This is a genomic window from Nonomuraea sp. NPDC050691, from assembly GCF_040654455.1.
GTDB lineage: Bacteria > Actinomycetota > Actinomycetes > Streptosporangiales > Streptosporangiaceae > Nonomuraea.
In genome coordinates this window covers 19,768-44,752 of record NZ_JBFAIA010000058.1, presented here as the reverse complement: position 1 = coordinate 44,752, position 24,985 = coordinate 19,768, and the positions used below count along the sequence as shown (strand labels likewise).

Sequence of the window (24,985 nt, the reverse complement as noted above, 5' to 3'; positions counted from 1 at the left end):
GCCGGCGATGTCGAAGCCGACCACGCCGACGTCGCGGTAGCGCACGGCCAGCTCGGCGATCTCCATCGAGCGGGCGGCGTGCCGCATCGCGGCCACGATGTTCTCCCACGCGTCCACGCCGGGAATCAGGACGCTCCAGGCCGCGGCCAGGCCGAGCGCCATGAGCACGGCGACGGTGACGGCCGCGCTCTGTTTCAGCTCCTCGCGTGTGACTCCCGCGTGCTCACGCACGCGATCTCCCGTTGACGTACATCAAGCACCCCCCGTGCCCCGTCGGCGAACGCGGACGTCATGAGTCCGGCAGGTCCCCACCGCCGATGGACTTGGGATCCGCGTCACCGTTTGATGCGAGAACCATAACTGAGCGTGATGATTGACGTCCGGATTCTTGGCCAAGCAGTGAATGCGATAGCTCAGAGTAACCAGACGAAAGCGGACGAGCGGCGCGCTACCGTAGCGCTGTGTCGCAGCCGAAGCCGCTCAACCTGCCGTTCGATCCCATCGAACGCGCCGCGCAGACCTGGCGTGTTCACTTCGGACCCTCTTCCGCCATGGCCGCCGTCACCTCGATCATGAGAGCCCATCAGATCCTCCTGTCGCAACTTGACTCGCTCCTGAAGCCGTACGACTTGACCTTCGCGAGGTACGAGGCGCTGGTGCTCTTGACCTTCAGCAGGACGGGGGCGCTCCCGCTGTGGAAGATCGGAGAGCGTCTGATGGTGCACCCGACCAGCGTCACGAACACCGTTGACCGGCTCGAGAGATCCGGGCTGGTCAGCCGTATGCGCAACCCCAAGGACGGGCGCGGCGTGCTGGCGGAGATCACCGACGAGGGCCGCGACGTCGTGCGCCGCGCCACGGCCGACCTGATGACGGCCGACTTCGGCCTGTCGATGTACGGGGAGGAGGAGCTGCACGCGATGTTCGACCAGCTCCGCACGCTGCGGGTGGCGGCGGGCGACTTCGGCGAGTGACCCGAGCCGTCCGGGGCGTTCGGCCCACGGCGGACTGCGGCCCTCGCTGGCATCCCCGCGCCGTGGCATGCGGCAAGATGAGGAGCATGGCGGACTTCTCTCGGCCCGGGTCGCTCTACGGAGCGGTGGACCTGGGCGCGCGCAAGCAGGCTCTGGAGGCGCAGTCCCGGCGTGAGGCGGCGGGCCCGCAGGCGGCGTCCTCGGCCTCGATCGTCGACGTGACCGAGGAGACCTTCACGACCGACGTCATCGACCGCTCGATGAGCGTGCCCGTCGTGCTCGACCTGTGGTCGCCGCGGGCTCCCGGCAGCGCCCAGCTCAGCCCCGTGCTGGAGAAGGTGGTCGGGTCGATGGGCGGCCGGGCCGTCCTGGCCAAGGTCAACGTGGACGCCAGCCCGCAGATCGCCCAGGCGCTGCGCGTGCAGGCGGTGCCGACCGTGCTCGCCATCTTCCAGGGGCAGGCGGTCACCGGTTTCCAGCAGGTGCTGCCCGAGCAGGAGGTGCGCCGCTGGCTCGAGGAGCTGATGGGCGCGGTCGAGCAGTTCTATCAGGCCAACCCCGACGCCAGGCCGCCCGCGGCGCCCGGCGCGCAGGAGCCCGAGGCGCCCCCGGCCGACCCCGACCTGCTGGCGGCCGAGCAGGCCATCGAACAGGGCGACCTCGACGCGGCCGAGGCCGCCTACGAGCGGCTGCTGGCCCGCGCCCCCGGCGACGAGGACGCCAAGATGGGCCTGGCGGGCGTGCGGCTGATCAAGCGCACCGCCGACGCCGACCCGGCCGACGTGCAGCGGCGCCTGGCCGACCCGGCCGACGTCGACGCCCACCTGCTCGCCGCCGACCTGGAGATGCTGTCGGGCGCGGTGGACGAGGCGTTCGCGCGGGTCGTGGCGGTGGTCAAGCGCACCTCCGGCGACGATCGCGACAAGGCGCGGCGCCACCTGCTGGGCCTGTTCGAGACGCTCCCGGGCGACGACCCTTCCCTGGCCAAAGCGCGTAGAGCCCTGGCCAGCGCCCTGTTCTAACCTGAGGGTGTGCGGGTCGTCACCATCTCGGCGACGTACGGCACGGCCGGCGGCCACATCGGCCCGGCCGTGGCCGAATGCCTCGGCGTGCCGTTCGTCGACCGCGCGATTCCCGGCGCCGTGGCCGAGGAGCTCGGCTGCACCCTGGAGGAGGCGCTGGCCCACGACGACCGGGCCGCGCACGGCCTGGCCAGGCTCCTGGCCGGGGCGATGCGGCTGCCCACGGTCACCTTCGGCGGCGTCGACATGTACGTGCCGGGAGCGATGCCGCTGGCTCCGGAGGAGTTCGTCCGGCGCACCGAGCGGGTGCTCGTGGAGACGGCCCGCGCCCAGGGCGGCGTCTTCCTGGGCCGGGCCGGGGCGATCGTGCTCGCCGACCATCCCGGCTCGCTGCACGTGCGGCTCGACGCGCCGCTGCGCCGGAGGGTGCTCCAGACGGCCACGCTGAGCGAGATCTCCGAGCATGACGCCCTGAAGCTCATCGAGCGCAACGACCGCGCCCGCACCGCGTACGTGCGGCACTTCTACCGCGCCGACCCGGCCGACCCCGGCCTCTACCACCTGGTGATCGACAGCACGAGCATCCCCGTGCCGGCATGCGTCGACCTCATCGTCACGGCGGCCGAGGCGCTGGCCTGACTCGGTTCCCCCTACCATAGGAGAACTTCTTGGTCAGGCCCGAAGGAGCGATTGACGTGGCGACCGTCCCGAGTGTGTCGTACTCCATCACTGTGCGGCTGGAGGTGCCGGCAGGCGGCAAGGCCGTCAGCCAGCTCACCCACGCCGTAGAGTCGGCAGGCGGCGTGGTCACCGCCCTCGACGTCACCAACGCGGGCCACGAGAAGCTCCGCATCGACGTCACCTGCGCGGCGCGCGACACCGACCACGCCCAGGCCATCGTCGACCAGCTCGAGGCGGTCGAGGGCGTCGTCATCCACAAGGTCTCCGACCGGACCTTCCTCATGCACCTCGGCGGCAAGATCGAGATGGTGTCGAAGGTGCCGCTGCGCAACCGCGACGAGCTGTCCATGGCGTACACGCCGGGCGTGGCCCGGGTCTCGCTGGCGATCGCCCGCAACAAGGAGGACGCGCGCCGGCTGACCATCAAGCGCAACACGGTCGCGGTCGTCACCGACGGCTCGGCGGTGCTCGGCCTCGGCAACATCGGCCCGGAGGCGGCGCTGCCGGTCATGGAGGGCAAGGCGGCGCTGTTCAAACGCTTCGCCGGCATCGACGCCTGGCCCATCTGCCTCGACACGCAGGACGTCGACGAGATCGTCCGCGCGGTGCAGCTCATCGCGCCCGGCTTCGGCGGCATCAACCTGGAGGACATCTCCGCGCCGCGCTGCTTCGAGGTGGAGCGGCGGCTGCGCGAGCTGCTCGACATCCCGGTCTTCCACGACGACCAGCACGGCACGGCCATCTGCGTGCTCGCCGCGCTCACCAACGCGCTGCGCGTGGTGGGCAAGTCCATCGAGGACGTGAAGATCACCATGGCGGGCGCGGGGGCGGCGGGCAACGCCGTGCTGCGGCTGCTGCTCGCGGCGGGCGCCCGCAACGTCGTGGTCTGCGACTACCTCGGCGCCGTCCACCAGGGCCGCGACGACCTGGACGAGTCGCTGCGGTGGATCGCCGAGCACACCAACGCCGAGGGCTACTCCGGCGACCTGCGCGGCGCGGTCAAGGACGCCGACGTGTTCGTGGGCGTGTCGGCGCCGGGCATCCTCACGGGCGACGACATCGCCACGATGGCGCGCGACGCGGTGGTCTTCGCGCTGGCCAACCCGGAGCCCGAGGTCTCGCCCGACGACGCCCGCGAGCACGCGGCCGTGGTGGCGACGGGCCGCTCCGACTACCCCAACCAGATCAACAACGTGCTCGCGTTCCCGGGCGTCTTCCGTGGCCTGCTCGACGCGCAGGCCACGGAGGTGTCGCTGCAGATGCTGCTGGCCGCCGCCGGGGCGCTGGCCGCCGTCGTCACGCCGGAGGAGCTGGGTCCCAACTACATCATCCCGAGCGTCTTCCACCCGGACGTGGCGAGCGCGGTCGCCGCCGCCGTCCGCGAGTCGGCGGGTGGCCGCGCGCGCGGCTTCACCGAGGCATAGACGTTACTTTTTGTTACGGCACAGCCTGGTTGGCCCCAGTCGCCGCACGGGGCTTGGGGCCTCCAGGGAGACGGCCTCTGACCGGACGGTGGCGGGGCGCCGTCACGGCGTCCTCTTGACCGGGCCTTCCGTGTCTCCCTGGGCCGGTGCTCCGGCTGTGTCTCCCCGGGCCGGTGCCCCAGACCCCGGGCGGCCCCTGAACCTCGGGGCCGCCTCATGGGCCGGGGCTTCAGCGGTTCGGGCGGATGGCCACCGCGGCCAGCGCCAGGGCGGCGTTGACGAGGATGGCCGCGACCAGCCCGTGCAGCACTGCCGCCGCCCCCGATCCCGCCCCCATCGCCGCCGTGGTGATCGCGCTCATCACCGGGATGCCCATGGTGATGCCCACCTGCTGGGTCATCGTGGCGATGCCGGTGGCCAGGCCCTGCTCGGCGTCGGGCAGGCCCGAGGTGGCCGTGACCATGAAGGCGACGATGGCGAGCATGTTGCCCACGCCTCCGGCGAACGTGGCCGCCAGGAGCAGCCAGATCCAGCCCGGCCCGGTTCCGAGCAGCGCCAGCGACGCCGTGGCCACGGCCTGTGCGCCGAAGCCCAGCGCCAGCGCCCGGCGCGTGCCCGTGCGCGCCAGCACGCGCGGCGCGGCCAGTCCGCCGGCGACCGTGCCGAGCCCGAGCACCCCGAAGGCGAGCCCGGTGGCCAGCGCCGAGTAGCCCAGCACCTTCTGCAGGTACAGGGTCAGCAGGAACACCAGCGACGTCTCGGTCGCGAACGCCACCAGCCCCGCCAGGTTGCCCCACCGGACGCTCGGCCGGGCCAGCACGGCCGGCGGCACGAGCGGGGAGGCGGCGCGCCGCTCGGCGAACCAGAAGGCCACCAGCAGCGCCGCGGCCGCGGCCAGCGAGCCGAGCGCGAGCGGGTCGGCGAAGCCGTGCTCGCCCGCGCGGGTCAGCCCGAACACGAGGGCCAGCAGGCCGGTCGTCACGGTGACGGCTCCGGGCACGTCCATCGCGGGACGCCGCTCCGGCCGGCTCTCGGCCAGGAGCGCCGGAGCGGCGACGAGGACGGCCAGCGCGACCGGAACGTTGACGAGGAACGCCCAGCGCCAGCTCAGCAGGTCGGTCAGCAGCCCGCCGAGCACGGCGCCCGAGGTGAACCCGGCCGACATGAGCGCGCCGTTCAGCCCGAGGGCCCGCGAGCGCAGCGGCCCCTCGGGGAACGACGTGGTCAGCAGGGACAGACCGGCCGGGGTGACCACGGCCGTGGCCAGCCCCTGGGCCACCCTGGCCGCCAGCAGCATCCCGGGAGAGCTCGCCAGCCCGCCGGCCAGCGAGGACAGCCCGAGCAGGGCCATCCCCGCGAGGAACAGCCTCCGCCGGCCGAAGAGGTCGGCGACCCTGCCCGCCAGCAACGTGAACCCGGCGGCGGTCAGCGCGAACGCGGTCGCCACCCACTGCAGGTCCGCCAGCGCGAACCCGAGGCCGGCGCCGATGACGGGCAGCGCGACATTCAGGATGGAGAAGTCCACGGCCAGCATGAACTGCGAGCCCAGCAGCAGCAGGAGGATCAGGCGTTGGCGTCCGGTCATGCGCGCCGCCGCGGGCGCGCGCTCGGTGAGCGCGGTCATGTCGCCCCCTTTAATGGGTCGATTGTTCCGTTAAGATGAGAGTGACGGTAACACGAGGAGGCGCGTTAATGGAACAGGAGTCCCGTTTGGTGGGCATGCAGCGGCCCGGCGGCCGGACGGCGCGGGTGCGCGAGGCCGTGCTCGCCGCGACCCAGGACGAGCTGGTGGAGCGGGGCTTCCACGGGCTGGCCATGGATCAGGTGGCCGCGCGGGCCGGCGTGGGCAAGACCACGGTCTACCGGCGCTGGGGGAGCCCGGCGGGGCTGGTGGCCGACCTCATGACCGAGCTGGCCGAGCAGTCCTCCCCCCGCGCCGACACGGGCTCGGTCGAGGCCGACCTGCGCGCGAACGCGGCCTCCGTCCTCGGGGCCGTCACCGACCGGCGGCTCGGGGCGACGTTCCAGGCGGTCATCGCCGCCGCGACGTGCGACGAGGAGGCCGCCGCCGCCCTGCGCGCCTTCTACGGCCGGCGCGTCGCCGAGTGGGCCCGTTCCGTGGAGCGCGCGGTCGAGCGCGGGGAACTGCCCGAGGGCACGGACGCGGCCGAGGTCGTCCGGGCGGTGTCCGCGCCGCTGTACTACCGGCTGCTGGTCACGAAGGAGCCGGTGGACGCGGACGTCGCCGCCCGGTCCGCCCTCCAGGCCCTCGCCGCCGCGCGGGCCGGCGCCTTCGTCCGTCCGGCCCCGTCACCGGCCGCCCCCTCCGATCCCTCCGGTCCCGCCGGCGAGGGGGGCGACGGGGAGCGGTCCGGGCCCGTACGACCGCAAAACGTAACAACGGCGGACCAGAGGAGCGAGATGCGCGGGTGACCCTTCATGATGGATGTATGGCGGAAGCGATCTACGTCGGCGGTCTGTTGGTGGCGACGCCGCTTCTCGATGACCCCAACTTCCGGCGTAGCGTCGTGCTGATCCTCGAACATGACTCCGAGGGCGGCACCCTCGGGGTGGTGCTCAACCGGCCGAGCGAGATCTCCGTGACCCAGGTGCTGCCCGTGTGGGACCCCTTGGTGACCGGTCCGCCGGTGCTGTTCGAGGGCGGCCCGGTGCAGACCGACAGCGCGCTGGCCCTCGCCGCGGTGCCCAGCGGTGAGGAACCCCTGGGGTGGCGCCGCCTCCACGCGGGCACGCCGTCCGTCTCGCGGCTCGGCACCGTCGACCTGGACGCTCCACCCGAGATCCTCCAGGGTGAGATCTCGCAGATGCGGATCTTCGCCGGGTACGCCGGGTGGACGGCCGGTCAGCTGGAGAGCGAGATCGCCGAGGGGGCCTGGTACGTCGTCGACTCCGAGGCGGGCGACACCTTCCACACCGACCCGCGCTCGCTGTGGCGGCACGTGCTGCGGCGCCAGCGCGGCGAGCTGGCGTTCGTGGCCAACTGTCCCGAGGACCCGACGATGAACTGACGCCCTAGACGTCCGGGGCCTCCCGCGGGTCCGCCGGCTCCCGCGCGTCCTGCACGTCCCAGCCGGGCCGCAGCATGCTCTCCACGAGCGTGATCGTCTCCCCCATCTGCTCGACGACCTCACCCAGGTCGGGCTCGTCCTTGTGCGGGCACTCGAAGCCGACCCGCACCGCCGCCATGGCGATGGCCACCACGAGGTGCGACACCCGGTCGTCGGCCGGATCGACGCCCCGGCGCGCGGCCACCTCGGCGGCCAGGCGGCGTTCGGTCTCGGCGCCCCTGGCGACCGACAGGCCCACCAGGCGGGGCTGGTCGTCCAGCACCCGGCGCAGTTTGAGGAACCGCTCGGCGTCCTGCGGGGTCGAGCCCTGCATGTCGCCCAGCACCGCGCGCATCCCGTGGACCATCGAGGTGAACGGCGGCTCGCCGGGCGGGCGGGAACGCAGGGTCTCCGTGATGATCTCCTCGCCGTGGTCGTGGAACCACAGGACGAGGCTGTCCTTGCTGGAGAAGTAGCGGAAGAAGGTCCGCGGCGAGATGTCGACGGACCCCGCTATCTGCTCCACGGTGGTCGAGTCGTACCCTTGTTCGAGGAACAGATCGAGCGCGGCGTCAAGGATCGCCAGACGCGTCTTCTCCTTCTTGCGTTCCCGTAGACCCATGGGCGTCACTCCCTCGACATCGTCGTGTCACATTGTGACAGAAGTCGCTCTCTGACTTTTCTAAATGGTTTGAGATCTTTCAGCGACTGCCATAGATTACCTGAGTCTTGAGAGATCTTTGCCTCGGCGTGAGGCATGTGTTGAGGGGGTTTCATGGCCGACGTGAAGGCGGTAGACGCGCCGCCGGCACCAGAGTCCGGTGCCGCGCGAGCCGGGGGCAATCCATGGCTCGTGCTGCTGGCGGTGAGCCTCGGCGTCATCATGGTCATGCTCGACGGCACGGTGGTCGGCATCGCCAACCCGGTCATCGGGCGTGAGCTGGGCGCGTCGCTGTCGGACCTGCAGTGGGTCACCAGCGGCTACCTGCTGGCCCTGGCCGTCTTCCTGATCACCGCCGGCAAGCTGGGCGACCTGTTCGGCCACAAGCGGGTGTTCCTCATCGGCGTGGCCGGGTTCGCGCTCTCGTCGATCGGCATCGGCCTCAGCCAGGAGCTGGCCGACGTCATCCCGGGCCTGTCGCCCGTGGGCGCCCTGATCGGCCTGCGCGTGCTGCAGGGCCTGTTCGGCGCGCTGCTCCAGCCCAACGCGCTGGCCCTGCTGCGCAGCGCCTTCCCCGGTGAGAGGCTCAACCAGGCCATGGGCGCCTGGGGCGCCATCATCGGCCTGTCCAGCGCCGCCGGCCCCATCGTGGGCGGCCTGCTGGTCGAGAAGGTGAGCTGGGAGTCGGTGTTCTTCATCAACGCGCCGGTCGGCATCGTGGCGCTGGTGATGGGCGCGCTGCTCATCAAGGGGAACCGCGCGCAGACGCTGGCCCGCATCGACTGGCTCGGCGTGGTGCTGCTGTCCGGCGCGATGTTCACCCTCGTCTGGTCGGTCATCAAGGCGCCCGAGTGGGGCTGGGGCGACGGCAGAACCCTCGGCTTCCTCGCCGGCTTCGTCGTGCTGATCGCCGCGTTCATCCTCTGGCAGAGCAGGGCCAGGCAGCCGCTGGTTCCGCTGTCCCTGTTCCGCAACCTGTCGATCTCGGTCGGCACCGTGCTCATGATGATGGTCGCGTTCGCCATGTTCGGCGCGATGTTCTTCCTGGGCTTCTTCTTCCAGGGCGTCCACGGCCTCGGCCCGCTCGAGGCCGGCCTGCGCATGCTGCCGATGAGCGCCGGCATGATCGTGGCCTCGCCGCTGGCCGGCATGCTGATCGGCAGGCTCGGCGCCAAGGTCACCATGGCGATCGGCCTGGTCATCACCGCCGCCTCGATGTTCCTCATGTCGCAGCTCAGCATCGACGCCTCGTTCGTCGAGAGCGGCATCCCGTTCCTCCTGCTCGCGTTCGGCCTGTCGCCGGTCTTCGTCGGCGCCACGGAGATCATCGTGGGCAACGCCCCGGTGGAGCTCAGCGGCGTCGCGGGCGGCGTGCAGCAGTCGGCCATGCAGGTCGGAGGCGCGCTCGGCACCGCCATCCTGGGCGCGGTCATGGCGGGCGAGATCGCCGACAAGCTGCCCGGCTACCTCGGCCCGGTGGCCCAGCAGATCGCACCCGCGCAGCTCTCGCTGCTGGAGAAGGCCGCCGCGTATGGCGGGCTCCCGGCGGGCGCACCCGAGCAGCTCGTGAAGATGGTCGGCCCGGCCGTGCACAACGCGTTCATGGACGGCATGCACGTGGCGTTCCTCGTGAGCACCGGCGTCATGCTGCTCACGGCGGCCCTCACGCTGTTCGTGAAGGCGGGCCGCAAGTCCGAGCAGGGCGCCCCGGTCCACATGGGCTGACGCCCCCCGGTCGTCCCGTGCGGCCCTCGCCCTCCCCGGGCGGGGGCCGTACGGCTGCCCGGGGCAGGAGACGGCGGGGCATAGACTCGGTGAGGTGAGCACGAAGATCCTCCCTGAGCAGGAAACGACGCCGCGGACGTCGCATGGCGACGGTGATCACGAGCGGTTCTCGCACTACGCGGACAAGCACAAGATCACCGAGAGCATGGTGACCGGCACACCGATCCGCGCCCTGTGCGGCAAGGTCTGGGTGCCCAGCCGCGACCCGAAGAAGTACCCGGTGTGCCCGGAGTGCAAGGAGATCTACGAGGGTCTCCCGCCGGGCGGCGGCCAGGGCGACGACAAGAACCAGTGAGTGTTGCTCCCATGTGATCCTTCCCGGTCGCGTTACGGTCGGTAATCTGATCAGCTCGATCGGTAACGGGGGATTGCATGGCCCGGCGCGCGACCGCCGTTTCTTTGGCATGCCTGCTGGCGACCGGTCTCGCGCCGCCGCACCGCGGCGAGGCCGCGCCGCTGCCCGCCCGGACGCCGGGTCCTGGCGCGGTGGCCGCGGTGACCTGGGCGGGCCCTCCGCACACGCCTTGGCCGGGCACGTCGGACGCGGCCTTGGTGGGGTCGCCGGACGTGGCCTGGACGGGGGCGCCGTACGCGACCTTGGTCGGGGCGTCGGACACGAGTGACCCGGCGGCGCGTTGCGCGCCGGAGGCGGCCGGGCGGGTCCGTGACCGCGGCCCCGAGCCGCGCCAGCCGCAGCCCCAGGACGTGGGCCGGGTCCTCGCCGAGCTGGGCAAGGGCCTGGCCGGCGGCAGGGCGCCCGGGCGCGTCGTCGTGCCCGTGTGGGTCCACGTCCTCACCGACGGCGTCACCCGCGCCGCCACCGCCGCCGTCAAGGCGCAGTTCGCCACGCTCAGGGACGCCTACGCCGGCAAGTTCGGAGGCGTCGACACCGGAGTCACCTTCCGCCTGGCGGGCGCCCGGCTCGTGCGCAACGCCGAGTGGTTCGCCGACCCCACCACCAACGAGACGGCCATGAAGCAGGCGCTGCGCAAGGGCGGCCCCGAGACGCTCAACCTCTACATCGCCCAGCTCGACCGGCAGGTGCTCGGCTTCTCCACCTATCCGTACTGGTACAAGGAGAACCCGCAGATCGACGGCGTCGTCGTCGACTGGCGCACGCTGCCCGGCGGCTCGTTCACCGGCTACGACCGCGGCTACACCGCCGTCCACGAGATCGGCCACTGGCTCGGCCTCTTCCACACCTTCGAGAACGGCTGCGCGAACCCCGGCGACGGCATCGACGACACCCCGCCCGAGGCCAGCCCCACCGAGGGGTGCCCCGAGTCCAAGGACACCTGCACCCCCGACGGTCAGCCGGACCCCGTCCACAACTTCATGGACTACGCCAGGGACGCCTGCATGCGGGAGTTCACCGCGGGCCAGGCCGCGCGGATGCGCGAGATGTGGGTCGTCTACCGGACCCCGGCGCCCACCCAGGCGGCGGCGCGGACAGAAGAGGGAGGCCGCCTCGCCGCGCGATCGCGCCACACTTAAGATGTCCCGGTGACAGGACCGAAGGCGCTCGACACTCCATACGACTCGGCCGAGGACGCCGGCATCCTCGGGGCCGCCTACCGGGCGCCCACCGTCGGCATCCTGCTCGTGGTCACGCTCGTCGCCTTCGAGGGCATGTCGGTCGGCGTCGTCATGCCGCAGGTCTCCCGGCAGCTCCAGGCGCTCGACCTGTACGGGCTGAGCTTCTCGGCCTTCCTCATCGCCAGCCTGTTCGCCAACGTGGTGTCCGGCCTCTGGTCCGACCGGCGCGGCTACACGGCGCCGTTCCTGCTCGGCCTCGTGCTGTTCGTCGCCGGCATGGCGCTGGCCGGGGCCGCCGGCACCAAGGTCCTGTTCCTGGTCGCCAGGGCCGTGCAGGGGCTCGGCGCGGGCTCCACGGTCGTCGCCCTCTACGTGATGATCGCCCGCGTCTACCCGGCGGCGATGCGGCCCAAGGTCTTCGCCGCGGTGTCGGCCGCCTGGGTGGTGCCCGCCATGGTGGGCCCGGCCGTGGCCGGGTTCGTGGCGAGCGCGTGGGGCTGGCGGTGGGTGTTCTACGGCATCGTCCCGCTCGTCGTGCCCGCCCTCGTCATGCTGGTCCCCGCGCTGCGCCGGCATCCCGCGGAGGAGGAGGCCGCCCGCTCGGAGGGGCCGCGCTCGCGCCCGCTGCCGATGACGGTCGCCGCCACCTCGGCCGCGGGCGGGGCCGGTGTGCTGCTGTACGGGGTGGACCGGCTGCACGTCACGCCCCTGCCCAGCGCGATCGCGGCCGTCGTGGGCCTCGCCCTCCTGCTGTACGGGCTGAGCAGGCTGCTGCCGCCGGGGGCGCTGCGCTTCGGCCGCGGACTGCCCACGACGATCATGATGCGGGGCATGTTCTCGGCGCCCTTCTTCGGCGTGAACGCGTTCATCCCGCTCGCCCTCCAGTCCGTCAAGGGGTTCGACCTCACGACCGCGGGCATCGCGCTGACCACCGGCGCCCTCGGGTGGTCGGCCGGGTCGTTCCTGCAGAGCCGCCGCACCGCCGAGCCGTACCGGCGGTTGCGGCTCGGCGCGGCCTGCGTCATGACCGGGGTGCTGCTGGCCCTGCCGGCGGTGCTGCCGGGCGTCACCGGATGGATCGCGGTGCCGGCGTGGGTGATCGCGGGGTTCGGCATGGGCCTCGGCATGACCACGGTCAGCGTCACGGCGCTGAAGCAGTCGCCGGTCAGCGAGCAGGGCGCCAACAGCGCGGCCCTGTCGGTGACGGACATGCTCGGGTCCGCCCTGTCGCTCGGGGTGGGCGGCGCGCTGATCAACATGATCGGGCACAGCCCGGCGGAGATCGCCCGCGGGTACGTCGTCATCTGCTGCGTCATGGGCGCCCTCGCCCTCGGCGCCACCCTCCTCGCCCCGCGCGTCCGCTGACCGTTCCTCCGGCGCCTCCCTCACCTGGGAAGAAGGCACATTCCGCCCCACCTGTCACAGCTGCAACGGTTCGCCGGACCGCGGGCGCGAGGAGTGATAGGACAGCGGCGAGGAGGTGTCATGGAGGACGACCACCTGGTCTGGCCCCCGAGCAGCGGGGCGAGGCACCGCCGCACCTCTCCCCGGGACTCGCCGGACTCCCCGGACTCGCCGGACTCCCCGGACCCGCGGGCCGTGCCGGCCCAGGGACGCGCCGGGGAGCCGCCCTACCCGCCGGTGAGAGGCGCGCAGGGCACCGCGGGGGGAGCGGGCCGCAGACGCGGCCCGGAGCCGCCTCTCCGGCCCGTGGCCGCCGCCCCGGACCCGCCTCGGGACACGGCCCCCCGCTCCGCCCCTGACGCGCACTCCCGCTCAGCCCCTGACGCGGCGCCCCGGCCCGGCCCTGACAGGGAGCCCCGGTCCGCTTCCGGCGCGGTGTCCCGGTCCGCTTCCGAGGGGGTGTCCCGGTCCGCTCCTGGCGCGCTGTCCCGGTCCGGTCCCGTGCGGGGAGGCAGGGAGGAGGACCCGGACGAGGAGTTCTGGGGTCCCGAGGACGACGATCCCGACCTGGAGCACGGGTCCTGGGCCCCGGTCTTCCGCCGCAAGCCGGCGTCCCACGAGGACGACGCCGCGCAGCGCCCGTGGAGCCCGCGGCCCACCCGTTCGGAAGGCGACGCGCTCCCGGACACGGCCAGGAGCGGACTGGCCCGCTGGCTCACCGGCCGCCCCCGCCGCGAAGACCCCGACGACCTGGACGGCGCGGAGGATCCGGACGACCTCGACGCCCAGGACGACCGGCCAGAACGGGCCGACCAGGACCGGGGCCGCAGGTTCGGCGGGAATCGTCTGCTCGGCCGGGACGGGCGGGGCGGCCTGCTCGGCCGGGGCGGTCGGCCGGAACAGGACGACGAGGACCAATGGGACGACCAAGGCGACGACCAAGGCGACGACTCCGGCGACCTTCACGCCGGCGGCCAGGAGGGCGCCTGGCGGGACGCCCGGCCCCCCTGGGACTCGCTCCCGCCCTCCGCCCGCATGTACGGCGCCCCCACCGACCCCGGCCTCCCCAGGCGGGCCGGCGGCCAGCTCTGGCGGCGGGCCGGCACGGCGCTCGCGCTGCTGGCGACCGTCGCCGCCGTGGCCCTCCTCGCGGTGGCGGTCCTGCAGCGTACGGACGAGCCCGGGTCCCCGGCCAGTCTCGCCGACTCCCGGTCCAAGGTCGTCATCCCGCTGCCCGAAGGCTGGCACGCGGGAGCGGTGCCGCCTGTGACCGGGTTCACCTCGGTCGCCCGCGACGGCGCCGGCGGGGTCGTCATGGCGAAGCCGCTCAGCGACCGCGTGGACGACCCCAGGAAGGCCGCCGCGCAGGCCGCCGAGTTGTACTCGCGGCTGCTGCTCAAGGGCGACAGGGTCGGCGTGGTCGAGGACAAGGGCCTCCCCGGCGGGCACACCCGCGCGCTGCGCGCCGAGTACCAGGACGTGGTCAACCGGCCCGCGTACTTGAGAGTGATCCTGCTCACCCGCGACGGCGACGCCGTCCTCGTCCTCGGGCTGCTCCAGCCCGAGGATCCCGCACGCAGACAGGCGCTGGACGCGCTGCTGGCGAGCGTGCGATAAGCCATCTGACGCCCAATAGCACGCAAGGACGACCTTGGCCAGGATCCCCGGTGCACGGCACGTCTTGTCGGTGTCCCCGATTACCCTTGGGTCACTGTGAGAGAGCGAAGCACACGAACCCCAGAGGTGATGCGGTGAGCACCTTCGCCGCGTCCCACCTGTCGCCTTCCTATCCCGACCGGGCCGCCTGGGGCACCGCCCCCAAGCTCCGCGCGTGGCAGCAGCAGGCGTTCGACCTCTATACCAGTCGTGAGCCACGCGACTTCCTCACCGTGGCGACCCCCGGCGCGGGCAAGACGACCTACGCCCTGCGGATCGCCAGCGAGCTGCTGGAGCGGGGGGTGATCCGGGCGATCACCATCGTCACCCCCACCGAGCACCTCAAGCGGCAGTGGGCCGACGCCGCGGCCCGGGTCGGCATCGGCATCGATCCCGAGTTCAAGAACAGCCAGGGCACCACCTCCCGCGACTACACCGGCGTCGCGGTCACCTACGCCCAGGTCGCCATGCACCCGGCCCTCCACCGGGCGCGCACCGAGGCGCGCAAGACGCTGGTCATCTTCGACGAGATCCACCACGCCGGCGACGCCAAGTCGTGGGGCGACGGCATCCGCGAGGCGTTCGAGCCGGCCACCCGGCGGCTCCAGCTCACCGGCACGCCGTTCCGCTCCGACGACAACCCCATCCCCTTCGTCGGCTACGAGGAGGACGCCGAGGGCCTCAAGCGCAGCGTCGCCGACTACTCCTACGGCTACGGCCCCGCCCTCGACGACGGCGTCGTCCGTCCCGTGATCTTCCTCGCGTACTCCGGCGAGATGAAGTGGCGCACCCGGGCCGGCGACGAGATCGCCGCCACGCTCGGCACGCCGCTCACCAAGGACCAGCTCTCCCAGGCGTGGCGCGCCGCGCTCGACCCCAAGGGCGACTGGATCCGGCAGGTCATGCAGGCCGCCGACCGGCGGCTCACCGAGGTGCGGCGCGGCGTGCCCGACGCCGGCGGCCTGGTCATCGCGACCGACCACGAGACGGCCCGCGCCTACGCCCGCCACCTGCGCAACATCACCGGTGAGGGCGCCACGGTCGTCCTCTCCGACGACCCGGGCGCGTCCAAGAAGATCAAGGCGTTCGCCGCCTCGCAGGACCGCTGGCTGGTGGCGGTCCGCATGGTGTCGGAGGGTGTCGACATCCCGCGCCTGTGCGTCGGCGTCTACGCCACCTCGACCTCGACCCCGCTGTTCTTCGCCCAGGCCGTCGGGCGCTTCGTGCGCGCCCGCAAGCGCGGCGAGACGGCCTCGGTCTTCCTCCCCTCGGTGCCGACCCTCATGGGGCTGGCCAACGAGATGGAGGTGGAGCGCGACCACGTCCTCAACCGCCGCCCGCCCGAGGACGGCCTCGACGACAGCCTGCTGGAACAGGCCAACCGCAAGCAGGACAACCCCGACGTCCTCGGTGACGAGCTGCCGTTCGAGACGATGGAGACGTCGGCGACGTTCGACAGGGTCCTGTTCGACGGCGGCGAGTTCGGCACGGGCGCCGCGGTGGGCTCCGCCGAGGAGGAGGACTTCCTCGGCCTGCCGGGGCTGCTGGAGCCCGACCAGGTGGCCACGCTGCTGCGCAAACGGCAGTCGGACCAGCAGGCGGCCAAGCGGCGCCAGCCCACCAAGGAGGAGGAGCCCGCGCTGACGCCGCACGAGCGGATCGCCGAGCTCCGGCGCGAGCTCAACGGCCTCGTGGGCGCCTGGAACCACCGCACGGGCCAGCCCCACGGCGTCATCCACTCGGAGCTGCGGCGCGCCTGCGGAGGGCCGCCGATCGCCCAGGCGACGGCCGAGCAGATCCAGGAACGCATCGCCAAGATCCGTAACTGGGCCACCCAGCGCCGCTGACCACCTCACGACGGCCGGGCCCCTACCGAAGGGGATCCGGCCGCCGGCCGGCGTCCCGGATGGGAAGCCGTCGGTTCAATCCTGGTATGAGGGAGCCGTCACTGTCGCTCCTGCTATGAGGGAGCCGTCAGCGTCGCTCCTGCGGCGGGGGAGCGGTCGAGGCGCGCACGATCAGCTCGTGCGGGAACAGCAGGCGTTCGGGCCGTGCGGGCGCGCCCGCGAGCAGCAGGCGGCCCGCCTCCGCGCCGATCTCCTGCTTGGCCTGCCTGATGGTCGTGAGCCCGGCGTCCTGAGCGGCGCTGTCGGAGAAGCCCACCACCGACAGCTCGCCCGGGACGTCCAGCCCGAGGTCGGCGGCGGCGTCGAGGACGCCCAGGGCCAGGACGTCGGTGTTGGTGAGGATGGCCGTCGGCCTGGGGCTCCTGGCCAGCAGGGCGTGGCCCGCCTGCCGGCCCGCCTCGCGGGAGTTGCGGCTCAGCTCGTAGAACGGAACCCCGGCCCAGTCGACGCCCGCCTCCTCTGCCGCCGCCTGGTAGCCGTCGCGCCGTCCGCGCATGGCCTCGAAGGTCGCCGCCCGCTGCCGGGCCACATCGGACCAGCCGATGTGGCCGTCGTCGTGCAGCCCGACCATGGCCACGCCGAGGCGCCGGTGTCCCAGCTCCAGGACGTGCCGGGCGGCCAGCGCCCCGGCGGCCGGCTCGTCGATGCCGAGGAAGGGGTGGCCGGGCACGTACGGCTCGTCCACCACCACCACGGGCAGCCTCCTGCCGAGCACCTCGTCCAGCGCGGGGTGCCCGTCGGGCAGCGAGACGACGCAGAACGCGTCCACCACGGCGTTGCGCACCGGCTCGGTCCGCTTGTCACCGTGCGGCAGGGGGAGGATGAGCAGCCCGACGCCCGCGTCCTCGGCGGCGGTGGCCAGGCCCTGGAAGAAGCCGACGGCGTAGGGGTCGGCGAACGCGTAGGCCAGGGTCTCGCTGAACAGCAGCCCGAGCGCGCCGGCCCGGCCGAGCCGCAGGGATCGGGCGGTGGGATTGGGCCCCGCGTAGCCCAGCTCGTCGGCCACCTCCATGACGCGCCGCCGCAGCTCCGCGCTGACCTGGTCGGGCCGTGAGAACGCGTAGGAGACCGTGGCCCGCGACACGCCCAGCCTGTCGGCGATCGTCTGCAGCGTGACCTTGGCCATCCCCCAACGGTAGCGGAGCTCCTTGCGACACCGTTCTTAATCAATTAAGGTCTTAATTGATTAAGGAGGCAAGATGGACGCCATGCAGGTCCTCGCGCACCAGACAGCGATGGGTTACCGGGACTCGCTCCACGAGGCTCTCCCCGACGCGCCGGTCAAGGCATCACGGGGCGGGGCCCAGGTCAGGCGGCGGCTGGCCGTCGCCCTCCGCTCGACCGCCGACCGCCTCGACCCGGTCACCGCCTGCTAGCCGTACCGACCGCCGACCGCCTCGATCCGCTCACCGGCTGCTGGCCGTACCGGTCGCGGCGGGGCCGGGTCAGGTGGCGGGTCGGTGGTCCGCGCTGGGAGGGCTCTGTCGAGGGATGCGGTGGCCGGTCCTGCCGTCGATCAGCACGTAACGGCCGGCGCGCGCCTGACGTGCGTCGCCGGAGGGCCGGCCGTGGCCGCCGGCCGCACCCGCGAGCGGCACCCGCAGCGAGGCCCGCCCCTTCTCGACCCGGACAGGAACCGTCGTCACGGCGCCACCCTGCACGCTCCCGCCCGGAGCATGCTCAGGGCTTCCCCCGGCCGCCCTCTCACCAGCACCACGGTCTTCGTCCGGCACGCTCTCACCAGCGCCGTGCCCAGCGCCCGGAGCGCTCACGGCGGGGGAACCGGGAGCGGAGCCCTCGTGCAGCCACACCGTGAGCCTGTTCCCGTCGGCCCGCAGCACCACGTCGGCCGTCGCGCACTCCCCGGTCGTCGCCGGCCAGTACAGGACCAGCCCGCCGCGCCGGCCGTCCACCCGGCCCGCCTGGGGCACGGGCTCCCGCGCCACGCACTCCGTCCGCGTCCCCCGTGACGCCGCCCCGGCGACGTCGTGCGGCGAGGGGACGGGGACGCGGGCGGCGTTCGTGGCGATGGTCGCCACCTCCAGCATCGTCAGCGTCATGACCGCGCCGGCCCGGGCCCACACCCGGCCGGAGACGAGCACCCACAGGCTGAACGGGCCGAGGACCAGCCAGGCCAGTCCGAGAGAGAAGACGAGCATGAAGCGACCTCACACCGGGATGGGACAAGTGACTCTCCGTGTTACTTGTCCCTCGGCGCGGGCGCTCCCGCTTGACGATCCTCTGAACGATCCCTGGCGGATCGTGTACGTCTCAGGGGCGTGTAGGTCTCAGGAGCGTTCACATCCCGGAGCGTGTACGTCCCAGGATCGTGGACGTCTCAGCGGACGATCGGGGCGCCGTGGAGGACGACGCCCGCTGCCTCCATCTCCGCCAGGGCCAGGTCCGTCGTGCGGCGGGACACCCCCGCCGTCAGGTCCAGCAGCACCCGTACGGCCAGCCCGTGCTTGACCGCGTCCAGCGCCGTGAAGTGCACGCAGTAGTCGGTGGTGAGGCCGGCCACGTCGACCTCATGCACCCCGTGCTCGGCCAGCCACGCCGCCAGGCTCACCCCGTCGCCCGAGGCGCCCTCGAAGCCGCTGTAGGCCGCCGTGCGGGCGCCCTTGCTGAACACCTCCTCGACGGCCGCCACGTCCAGCGCCGGGTGGAAGTCGGCGCCCGGGGTGCCCACGACGCAGTGGCGCGGCCAGGTGGCCACGTAGTCGGGGCTCTCGGAGAAGTGCTCGCCCGGGTCCACGTGGTAGTCGCGGGTGGCCACCACGTGGTCGTAGGGATGGTCGGTCACGTGCCGGGTGATCGCCGTGGCCACCTCCGAGCCGCCCGCCACGGCGAGGCTGCCGCCCTCGCAGAAGTCGTTCTGCACGTCAACAATGATCAAAGCGGTGCCCATAAAAAGCACGATACGTCAGGCGAACTCTGTAGGAATCGCCGCGTATCCTCGCCCCAGGTTGAGGGCCTCTTGGGGGAGCGTCGCGATCCGCTCGGCGTGCCGGTCGCGGGCGTCCGCCAGCGGCTCCCGGCCCACGGGCTCGCCGTCGCGCACCAGCTCGCGCAGCAACGGCATGCCCCCCTCGGGCGCCTCGGCCGAGGTGGTGATCAGCTCGGTCTCGGCCCGGCCCTGGTCGTCGAACAGCCGGTACGCGTGCTTGCGCCCGCCGCGCGACGGCTTGCCCACCGAGCGCTTGGCGACCGGCTCCAGCTCGCCCGCGGCGGTCTCGCGGGCCACCAGCTTGTAGACGAGCGCGGCCGTCGGCACCCCGGACCCGGTCACCAGCGACGTGCCCACCCCGTAGCCGTCCACGGGGGCGGCGGCGAGCGCGGCGATGGCGTACTCGTCGAGGTCGGAGGTGACGAGGATGCGCGTGTCGAAGGCGCCCAGCGCGTCGAGCTGCTCGCGGACCTCCTGGGCTGCGGCGGCGAGGTCGCCCGAGTCGATGCGGACGGCGCCCAGCTTGTTGCCGGCCAGCTCGACGGCGGTGCGCACGGCGTCCGCCACGTCGTACGTGTCGACGAGCAGCGTGGTCTCGGGCCCCAGGGAGGCGATCTGCGCCTCGAACGCCTCGCGTTCCGAGTCGTGCAGCAGCGTGAAGGCGTGCGCGGCCGTACCGGCGGTGGGGACGCCGTACACGTGGCCGGCCATGAGGTTCGAGGTGGAGGCGAACCCGGCGAGGTAGGCGGCGCGGGCGGAGGCGACCGCGGCCCGCTCGTGGGTGCGGCGCGAGCCCATCTCGATGAGGGGCCGCCCGCCCGCGGCGTTGCGCATGCGCGAGGCGGCCGAGGCGATCGCCGAGTCGTGGTTGAGGATGGACAGGATCATGGTCTCGAGCAGCACCGCCTCGGCGAAGGTGCCCTCGACGACCATGATCGGCGAGGCGGGGAAGTACAGCTCGCCCTCGGCGTATCCGCAGATGTCGCCCGAGAAGCGGTACTCCGCCAGGAACTCCAGGGTTGACGCGTCGACCACGCGGTGCTCCCGCAGGAAGGTGAGTTGTTCCTCACCGAAACGGAAGTGTTCCAGCTCGTCGAGGACGCGGCCCGTCCCGGCGACCACGCCGTAGCGCCTGCCGCCGGGAAGATGCCGGGCGAACACCTCGAAAACGGCCCGCCTTTGGGCGGCGCCGCTTCGCAGAGCCGCCTGCAGCATCGTCAGCTCATAGTGATCAGTCAGCAACGCGGTGCTCATGGGCAATGTCACGACTCGAAGACTACGGCGGAGGTAGGGCAGGATGGTGAATGTGGGTAGCACCGCTCCAATCGCCGTCGAGCGTCCGTCATCGGACGTCCGGCCCGATCTGCCTTGGGTGACGATCGTCTGGAACGACCCGGTGAACCTCATGTCCTACGTGACGTTCGTGTTCCAGACCGTCTTCGGCTACACCCGCGAGAAGGCCGAGAAGCTCATGCTGGACGTCCACCACAAGGGCAAGGCCGTCGTGTCCAGCGGCACGCGCGAAGAGATGGAGCGCGATGTGCAGATTCTCCACTCCTACGGCCTGTGGGCGACGGTCCAGCCGGACTCGATCAAGTGAGGCGGCGCGCGTGAGCTCGGGGTTCTCGTCGAAGGGCGGCGTGGTCGTCGCCGAGTTCGAGGCGCCGGAGGTGGCGATCCTGCGCTCGCTGGTGGAGCTGGTGCTCGGCCTGGTCGAGCCGGGGGAGACCGGCGACGACCCGCTGGAGCGGGCCCTCGGCATCGGCGCCGGCGAGGCGCCGTCCGACCCGGTGCTGGCGCGGCTGTTCCCCTCGGCGTACGAGGACACGGACGACGCGGCGGAGTTCCGCCGCTACACCGAGGCGACGCTGCGCGACGGCAAGCGCGCCGACGCGCGCACCATGCTCGACACGGCCCGGCCCGGACGCACGGAGCTGACGCCCGAGCAGGCCCAGGCGTGGCTGCGCGCGCTCAACGACGTCCGGCTGACCCTCGGCGTGCGGCTGGAGGTGACGGAAGAGGTCCACGAGGAGATCGCGACGATGTCCGAGGACGACCCCCGCTACCCCGCCTACGTGACCTACGACTGGCTCACCTACCTCCAGGACACCCTGGTCCGGGCCCTCTGGTAGCTTCCGGGCATGCTGACGATCTCGCAGACACTCGTGGACCGGATCATCGCCCACGCGCGTGCCGATCACCCCGACGAGGCGTGCGGTGTGATCGCGGGGCGCGGCGGCGTGCCGGAGCGTTTCGTCCCGATGGAGAACGCCGAGCGCTCGCCCACCTTCTACCGTTTCGACTCGATGGAGCAGCTGCGCGTCTGGCGCGAGATGGACGACCGTGACGAGGAGCCGGTCGTGATCTACCATTCGCACACGGCGACCGAGGCGTACCCGTCGCGCACCGACATCTCGTACGCCTCCGAACCCGACGCCCACTACGTGCTCGTCTCGACCCGGGACGAGCTTGACGTGGAGTTCCGTTCCTTCCGGATCGTCGACGGAGTCGTCTCCGAGGAAGAGGTAAGGTTCATCCCATGATGGTCCGGCCGGTGCAGAGCTTCCTCTTCGCGCACACCCCGGCTGTCGTCGTCTACGACTGTCGCTGACCTGGAATTCGCATCCAGCCGTCGGCGTTGCCGCCGATGGGACGACCTGACCTGAGGAGACTGAGCGAGATGGCCATCGAGGTTCGCATTCCGACCATCCTGCGTACCTACACCGGCGGCGCCAAGGCCGTGTCCGCCGAGGGCGCCACCCTCGACGAGCTGATCAGCAACCTGGAGTCCGCCCACCCCGGCATCAAGGAGCGCCTGGTCGACCAGGGCAACCTGCGCCGGTTCGTCAACGTCTACCTGAACGACGAGGACGTCCGTTTCCTCGGCGGCCTCGGCACCCAGGTCTCCGACGGTGACACCGTGACCGTCCTCCCGGCCGTCGCCGGCGGGTGACATGCGTTTCGATTCGCTGATCGAGTCGGTGGGTCGTACCCCTCTGGTCGGGCTGCCCCGGCTCTCGCCCGCGCCTGACGTGCGTGTCTGGGCGAAGCTGGAGGACCGCAACCCGACCGGCTCGATCAAGGACCGTCCGGCGCTGTGGATGATCGAGCAGGCCGAGAAGGACGGGCTGCTGACCCCCGGCTGCACGATCCTGGAGCCGACCAGCGGCAACACCGGCATCTCGCTGGCCATGTCCGCCAAGCTCAAGGGCTACCGGCTGATCTGCGTCATGCCGGAGAACACCTCCGAGGAGCGCCGCCAGCTCCTGCGCATGTGGGGCGCCGAGATCATCTCGACGCCGGCGGCGGGCGGCTCCAACGAGGCCGTGCGCCGGGCCAAGGAGCTCGCCGCGGCCAACCCGTCGTGGGTGATGCTCTACCAGTACGGCAACCCGGCCAACTGGCGCTCCCACTACGAGACGACCGGCCCGGAGATCCTGGAGGACCTGCCGACGGTCACCCACTTCGTCGCCGGGCTCGGCACCACCGGCACGCTCATGGGCGTCGGGCGGTTCCTGCGCGAGCGGGTGCCCGACGTGAAGATCGTGGCGGCCGAGCCCCGCTACGGCGAGCTGGTCTACGGCCTGCGCAACGTCGACGAGGGCTTCATCCCCGAGCTGTACGACGAGTCGGTGCTGACCACCCGCTACTCGGTGGGCTCGGCCGACGCGCTGCGCCGCACCCGCGAGCTGCTCGCCGGAGAGGGCATCTTCGCCGGCGTGTCCACCGGCGCCGCCCTGCACGCGGCGCTCGGGGTGGCCGCCAAGGCGGTCAAGGCGGGGGAGCGGGCCGACGTGGTGTTCGTGGTGGCCGACGGCGGGTGGAAGTACCTGTCGACGGGCGCGTACGAGGGCACGCTCGACGAGGCGGAGGAGCGGCTGGAGGGCCAGCTCTGGGCGTGAGACGCCCCCCTGAACACGAAGGCGGCCGGCGTGGAGCCGGCCGCCTTTCGCGTGCGTGATCCCGTGAGGGTCAGTTGAACAGCAGTCGCAGCGAGAACGTCGCCTCCGTGTCGGTCTGCGTGCCGCTCAGGCCGACCGCGCGCAGCACCTGGGCGTTGGCCTTCTCCTCGCCCTCCATGCCCTGCAGGTAGTACTTCTCCACCTTGTCCAGGTCGACGAAGAGCGCGAACGTGGCCTTGTCGGGGTCCGGGACGGCTGTGGTGAAGGTCTCGCTGTCGCCGAGCGTGCCGTCCTCGGCGAGCTTCTTGGCGTACTCGTCGGTGGTGGCCAGCGTGAACGTGCCGTCACCGGCGACCTTGGCGACCTTGGGCGCGGGCTGGCCGCTGGAGGTCATGGCCTTCTCGACCTTGTCGAAGACGGCCTGCGCCTTGGCGGGGTCGGTGACGATGCGGACGCCGCCCTTGATCTGGTCGCTGTCGAGGCCCTCGCTGTCCACGGCCACCGTGAGGTTCTTGCCGAGGAACGTGGCCAGGTCGTCGGGGAGCTGGAGGCCGTAGGTCTGCTTGGCCTGCTCGACGAACTGCTTGAACTCCGCGCCGCCGGGGGTCGCCGCCATGGACTTCTCGATCTCGGCCCACTTCTTGGTGACGATCTGGTCGAGGCCCGAGATGGACAGCGCGCCGGCGGTGGAGGCGGGCAGCGTGCTCAGCTTGGCGCCCTCCAGGTCGCCGTCCACGAGGCCCTCGGCGCCGCGGACCACGCCCGCCAGCTCGGCGTACGCGCTGTCGAAGCGGAGCGCGCCGGCGAACCGGGCGTTCTTCACCTGCTCCAGCGCCTTGGCCTGCTCGGCGGTCATGTCCGTGGTGGCCAGCTTGCCGATCTCGCCGAGGCGGGCCCAGAAGGACAGCACGCCCTGCTCGCCCACGGCGTCCAGGTCGTCGGAGAAGTCGGCGGCGGTGGCCAGGCTGCCGGACTCGGCGGCGTACTTGTCGGCCTTGGCCTGCTCGTCGGTGAGCAGCGCGTAGTCGTCGCGGAAGGCGATGCCGTACTTGTCCTTGCCCATCAGCTTGGCGATGCCGGCCTTGGCCGCGTCCTCGTCCTTCACCTGGACGGCCACCGCGAAGTCCGGCTCCTTGCCGGCCGCCGCCGGCGGCATCACGGCCACGCCGATGCGGCTGCCGAGCCACGGGTCCACGTCGCGGGCGAAGTCCATCTTGGCCAGGCTGCTGTCGTCCTTCTTGAGGGTGTTGAACAGGGCCTGGCGCGGGTCCTCGCCGGTGAACGCGTCCTTGGTCACGGAGAACTTGCGGCCGATCTGGAACAGCGCCAGCTTCTGGCCGGCCGCCGGGTCCAGGTCGAGACGGGCGTAGGCGATGGCGTTGGGCGGCAGCACCTCGTGCGGCTGCGTGCCGCCGCCGCCGATCGCGCCCACGGCCCAGACGGCGCCGCCGCCGAGCAGCACCACGGCCAGGGCGGCGGCCACGGCGATGATCCAACCCTTGCGGCTCTTGCCGGCCGGCTGCGCGGGACCGAACCCGTCGGGCCCCTGCTGCTGCCATCCCTGCTGGGCGTAAGCGTGCTGCTGGCCGTAACCCTGCTGGTCCTGCTGGCCGTAGCCCTGCTGCCCATAGCCCTGCTGGCTCTGCTGGCCGTAGCCCTGCTGGAGGTGTTCCTGCTGGCCGTAGCCGGGCTGCTGCTGGCCGTACGGCTGCTGGCCGTAGCCGGCCTGCTGGCTGAAGGCGGCCTGGCCGTGGTCGGGCTGGCCGTACGCGGGCTGGCCGTAGGACTGCCCGTACCCGGGCTGCTGTCCCGAGGACGCCTGCTCTCCGTACGGGGCCTGCTGGCCGTACTGACCGCCCGCGTACGGCTGCTGCGGCGGGTACGGCTGGCCGAGCGGCGTGGTCGGCGGGTTGGGGGACTGCTCCTGACTCCAGCGGTACGCCGTCGTCCGATCAGGATCCTGGCCACGAGGGGGATTATTCGCAGACATCACTCAACTCACAATGTGGACTTTTGAC

The 24,985-nt window shown here is 72.2% G+C and carries 25 protein-coding genes and 1 pseudogene; 18 read left to right on the top strand and 8 right to left on the bottom strand.

Going from position 1 to position 24,985, the window contains the following annotated elements; translation table 11 throughout:
• Positions 1 to 231 (bottom strand): annotated as a pseudogene (locus AB0H81_RS21815) (hypothetical protein); the annotation flags it as partial.
• Between the two features lie 230 nt (positions 232 to 461).
• Between AB0H81_RS21815 and AB0H81_RS21810 the strand changes: the two are divergent.
• The 4 genes from AB0H81_RS21810 to AB0H81_RS21795 all read left to right on the top strand — a co-directional run bounded on the left by AB0H81_RS21810 (position 462) and on the right by AB0H81_RS21795 (position 4,101).
• Positions 462 to 974, top strand: a complete 513-nt coding sequence (locus AB0H81_RS21810) for a MarR family transcriptional regulator (RefSeq protein WP_358377316.1) — start codon at positions 462 to 464, stop codon at positions 972 to 974.
• Between the two features lie 86 nt (positions 975 to 1,060).
• Positions 1,061 to 1,996 (top strand): tetratricopeptide repeat protein, encoded by a 936-nt coding sequence (locus AB0H81_RS21805; RefSeq protein WP_358377313.1) that lies wholly within the window; start codon positions 1,061 to 1,063, stop codon positions 1,994 to 1,996.
• A gap of 9 nt (positions 1,997 to 2,005) precedes the next feature.
• Positions 2,006 to 2,635, top strand: a complete 630-nt coding sequence (locus tag AB0H81_RS21800; protein WP_358377310.1) for a cytidylate kinase-like family protein — start codon at positions 2,006 to 2,008, stop codon at positions 2,633 to 2,635.
• A 56-nt stretch (positions 2,636 to 2,691) separates the two neighbouring features.
• Positions 2,692 to 4,101: an NAD-dependent malic enzyme gene (locus AB0H81_RS21795; protein ID WP_358377308.1), complete on the top strand. Its 1,410-nt coding sequence runs from the start codon at positions 2,692 to 2,694 to the stop codon at positions 4,099 to 4,101.
• A 229-nt stretch (positions 4,102 to 4,330) separates the two neighbouring features.
• Here the strand turns inward: AB0H81_RS21795 and AB0H81_RS21790 are convergent, their stop codons facing one another.
• On the bottom strand, positions 4,331 to 5,725 hold the full coding sequence (locus AB0H81_RS21790) for an MFS transporter (protein ID WP_358377305.1): 1,395 nt from the start codon (positions 5,723 to 5,725) through the stop codon (positions 4,331 to 4,333).
• 68 nt (positions 5,726 to 5,793) lie between these two features.
• On the opposite strand from AB0H81_RS21790, the gene AB0H81_RS21785 reads away from it, so the two are divergent.
• Together AB0H81_RS21785 and AB0H81_RS21780 are read left to right on the top strand one after the other, a co-directional pair.
• On the top strand, positions 5,794 to 6,534 hold the full coding sequence (locus tag AB0H81_RS21785; protein ID WP_358377302.1) for a TetR/AcrR family transcriptional regulator: 741 nt from the start codon (positions 5,794 to 5,796) through the stop codon (positions 6,532 to 6,534).
• A gap of 17 nt (positions 6,535 to 6,551) precedes the next feature.
• The gene (locus tag AB0H81_RS21780) at positions 6,552 to 7,130 is read left to right on the top strand and encodes a YqgE/AlgH family protein (RefSeq protein WP_175601034.1); all 579 of its coding nucleotides are present in this window, start codon (positions 6,552 to 6,554) and stop codon (positions 7,128 to 7,130) included.
• Positions 7,131 to 7,134: 4 nt separating this feature from the next.
• On the opposite strand, the gene AB0H81_RS21775 is transcribed toward AB0H81_RS21780, so the two are convergent.
• On the bottom strand, positions 7,135 to 7,791 hold the full coding sequence (locus AB0H81_RS21775; RefSeq protein ID WP_358377299.1) for a TetR family transcriptional regulator: 657 nt from the start codon (positions 7,789 to 7,791) through the stop codon (positions 7,135 to 7,137).
• 153 nt (positions 7,792 to 7,944) lie between these two features.
• Here AB0H81_RS21775 and AB0H81_RS21770 point away from each other — a divergent pair, with 153 nt between their 5' ends.
• From AB0H81_RS21770 to AB0H81_RS21745, 6 genes are all read left to right on the top strand, one after another.
• Positions 7,945 to 9,555, top strand: coding sequence for a DHA2 family efflux MFS transporter permease subunit (locus tag AB0H81_RS21770; RefSeq protein ID WP_358377296.1), 1,611 nt, complete (start codon positions 7,945 to 7,947; stop codon positions 9,553 to 9,555).
• Positions 9,556 to 9,649: 94 nt separating this feature from the next.
• Positions 9,650 to 9,910, top strand: a complete 261-nt coding sequence (locus tag AB0H81_RS21765) for a DUF3039 domain-containing protein (RefSeq protein WP_175594019.1) — start codon at positions 9,650 to 9,652, stop codon at positions 9,908 to 9,910.
• Positions 9,911 to 9,987: 77 nt separating this feature from the next.
• Positions 9,988 to 11,109: a zinc metalloprotease gene (locus AB0H81_RS21760; RefSeq protein WP_358377293.1), complete on the top strand. Its 1,122-nt coding sequence runs from the start codon at positions 9,988 to 9,990 to the stop codon at positions 11,107 to 11,109.
• Between the two features lie 9 nt (positions 11,110 to 11,118).
• The gene (locus AB0H81_RS21755) at positions 11,119 to 12,516 is read left to right on the top strand and encodes an MFS transporter (protein ID WP_358377290.1); all 1,398 of its coding nucleotides are present in this window, start codon (positions 11,119 to 11,121) and stop codon (positions 12,514 to 12,516) included.
• A gap of 540 nt (positions 12,517 to 13,056) precedes the next feature.
• On the top strand, positions 13,057 to 14,172 hold the full coding sequence (locus AB0H81_RS21750; RefSeq protein WP_358377287.1) for a hypothetical protein: 1,116 nt from the start codon (positions 13,057 to 13,059) through the stop codon (positions 14,170 to 14,172).
• 134 nt (positions 14,173 to 14,306) lie between these two features.
• Positions 14,307 to 16,058 carry a DEAD/DEAH box helicase gene (locus tag AB0H81_RS21745; protein WP_358377284.1) on the top strand — a complete coding sequence of 584 codons (1,752 nt, stop codon included), beginning with the start codon at positions 14,307 to 14,309 and terminating at the stop codon, positions 16,056 to 16,058.
• Between the two features lie 127 nt (positions 16,059 to 16,185).
• On the opposite strand, the gene AB0H81_RS21740 is transcribed toward AB0H81_RS21745, so the two are convergent.
• Complete coding sequence (locus AB0H81_RS21740; protein WP_358377281.1) at positions 16,186 to 17,244, bottom strand: LacI family DNA-binding transcriptional regulator; 1,059 nt, start codon at positions 17,242 to 17,244, stop codon at positions 16,186 to 16,188.
• A gap of 73 nt (positions 17,245 to 17,317) precedes the next feature.
• Between AB0H81_RS21740 and AB0H81_RS21735 the strand changes: the two genes are divergently transcribed.
• A complete protein-coding gene (locus AB0H81_RS21735; RefSeq protein WP_358377278.1) occupies positions 17,318 to 17,494 on the top strand; it encodes a hypothetical protein in 177 nt (58 codons plus the stop codon).
• 69 nt (positions 17,495 to 17,563) lie between these two features.
• On the opposite strand, the gene AB0H81_RS21730 is transcribed toward AB0H81_RS21735, so the two are convergent.
• From AB0H81_RS21730 to AB0H81_RS21720, 3 genes are all read right to left on the bottom strand, one after another.
• A complete protein-coding gene (locus AB0H81_RS21730; protein WP_358377275.1) occupies positions 17,564 to 18,277 on the bottom strand; it encodes a hypothetical protein in 714 nt (237 codons plus the stop codon).
• Between the two features lie 179 nt (positions 18,278 to 18,456).
• Positions 18,457 to 19,026, bottom strand: coding sequence for a nicotinamidase (locus AB0H81_RS21725; protein ID WP_358377272.1), 570 nt, complete (start codon positions 19,024 to 19,026; stop codon positions 18,457 to 18,459).
• Between the two features lie 15 nt (positions 19,027 to 19,041).
• Positions 19,042 to 20,331 (bottom strand): nicotinate phosphoribosyltransferase, encoded by a 1,290-nt coding sequence (locus AB0H81_RS21720; protein ID WP_358377270.1) that lies wholly within the window; start codon positions 20,329 to 20,331, stop codon positions 19,042 to 19,044.
• A 40-nt stretch (positions 20,332 to 20,371) separates the two neighbouring features.
• On the opposite strand from AB0H81_RS21720, the gene clpS reads away from it, so the two are divergent.
• The 5 genes from clpS to AB0H81_RS21695 all read left to right on the top strand — a co-directional run bounded on the left by clpS (position 20,372) and on the right by AB0H81_RS21695 (position 22,967).
• Entirely contained in the window at positions 20,372 to 20,665 is a 294-nt protein-coding gene (gene clpS, locus AB0H81_RS21715) for an ATP-dependent Clp protease adapter ClpS (RefSeq protein WP_358377267.1), read from the top strand.
• 10 nt (positions 20,666 to 20,675) lie between these two features.
• Positions 20,676 to 21,197 carry a DUF2017 domain-containing protein gene (locus AB0H81_RS21710; protein ID WP_358377264.1) on the top strand — a complete coding sequence of 174 codons (522 nt, stop codon included), beginning with the start codon at positions 20,676 to 20,678 and terminating at the stop codon, positions 21,195 to 21,197.
• A 9-nt stretch (positions 21,198 to 21,206) separates the two neighbouring features.
• Positions 21,207 to 21,608 (top strand): M67 family metallopeptidase, encoded by a 402-nt coding sequence (locus tag AB0H81_RS21705; protein WP_358377261.1) that lies wholly within the window; start codon positions 21,207 to 21,209, stop codon positions 21,606 to 21,608.
• Between the two features lie 137 nt (positions 21,609 to 21,745).
• Positions 21,746 to 22,018, top strand: coding sequence for a MoaD/ThiS family protein (locus tag AB0H81_RS21700; RefSeq protein WP_358377258.1), 273 nt, complete (start codon positions 21,746 to 21,748; stop codon positions 22,016 to 22,018).
• 1 nt (position 22,019) lies between these two features.
• Positions 22,020 to 22,967 (top strand): cysteine synthase, encoded by a 948-nt coding sequence (locus tag AB0H81_RS21695; protein ID WP_358377255.1) that lies wholly within the window; start codon positions 22,020 to 22,022, stop codon positions 22,965 to 22,967.
• A 70-nt stretch (positions 22,968 to 23,037) separates the two neighbouring features.
• Here AB0H81_RS21695 and AB0H81_RS21690 read toward each other — a convergent pair whose 3' ends face one another.
• The gene (locus tag AB0H81_RS21690; protein ID WP_358377252.1) at positions 23,038 to 24,957 is read right to left on the bottom strand and encodes a DUF3352 domain-containing protein; all 1,920 of its coding nucleotides are present in this window, start codon (positions 24,955 to 24,957) and stop codon (positions 23,038 to 23,040) included.
• Between the last annotated feature and the right edge of the window lie 28 nt (positions 24,958 to 24,985).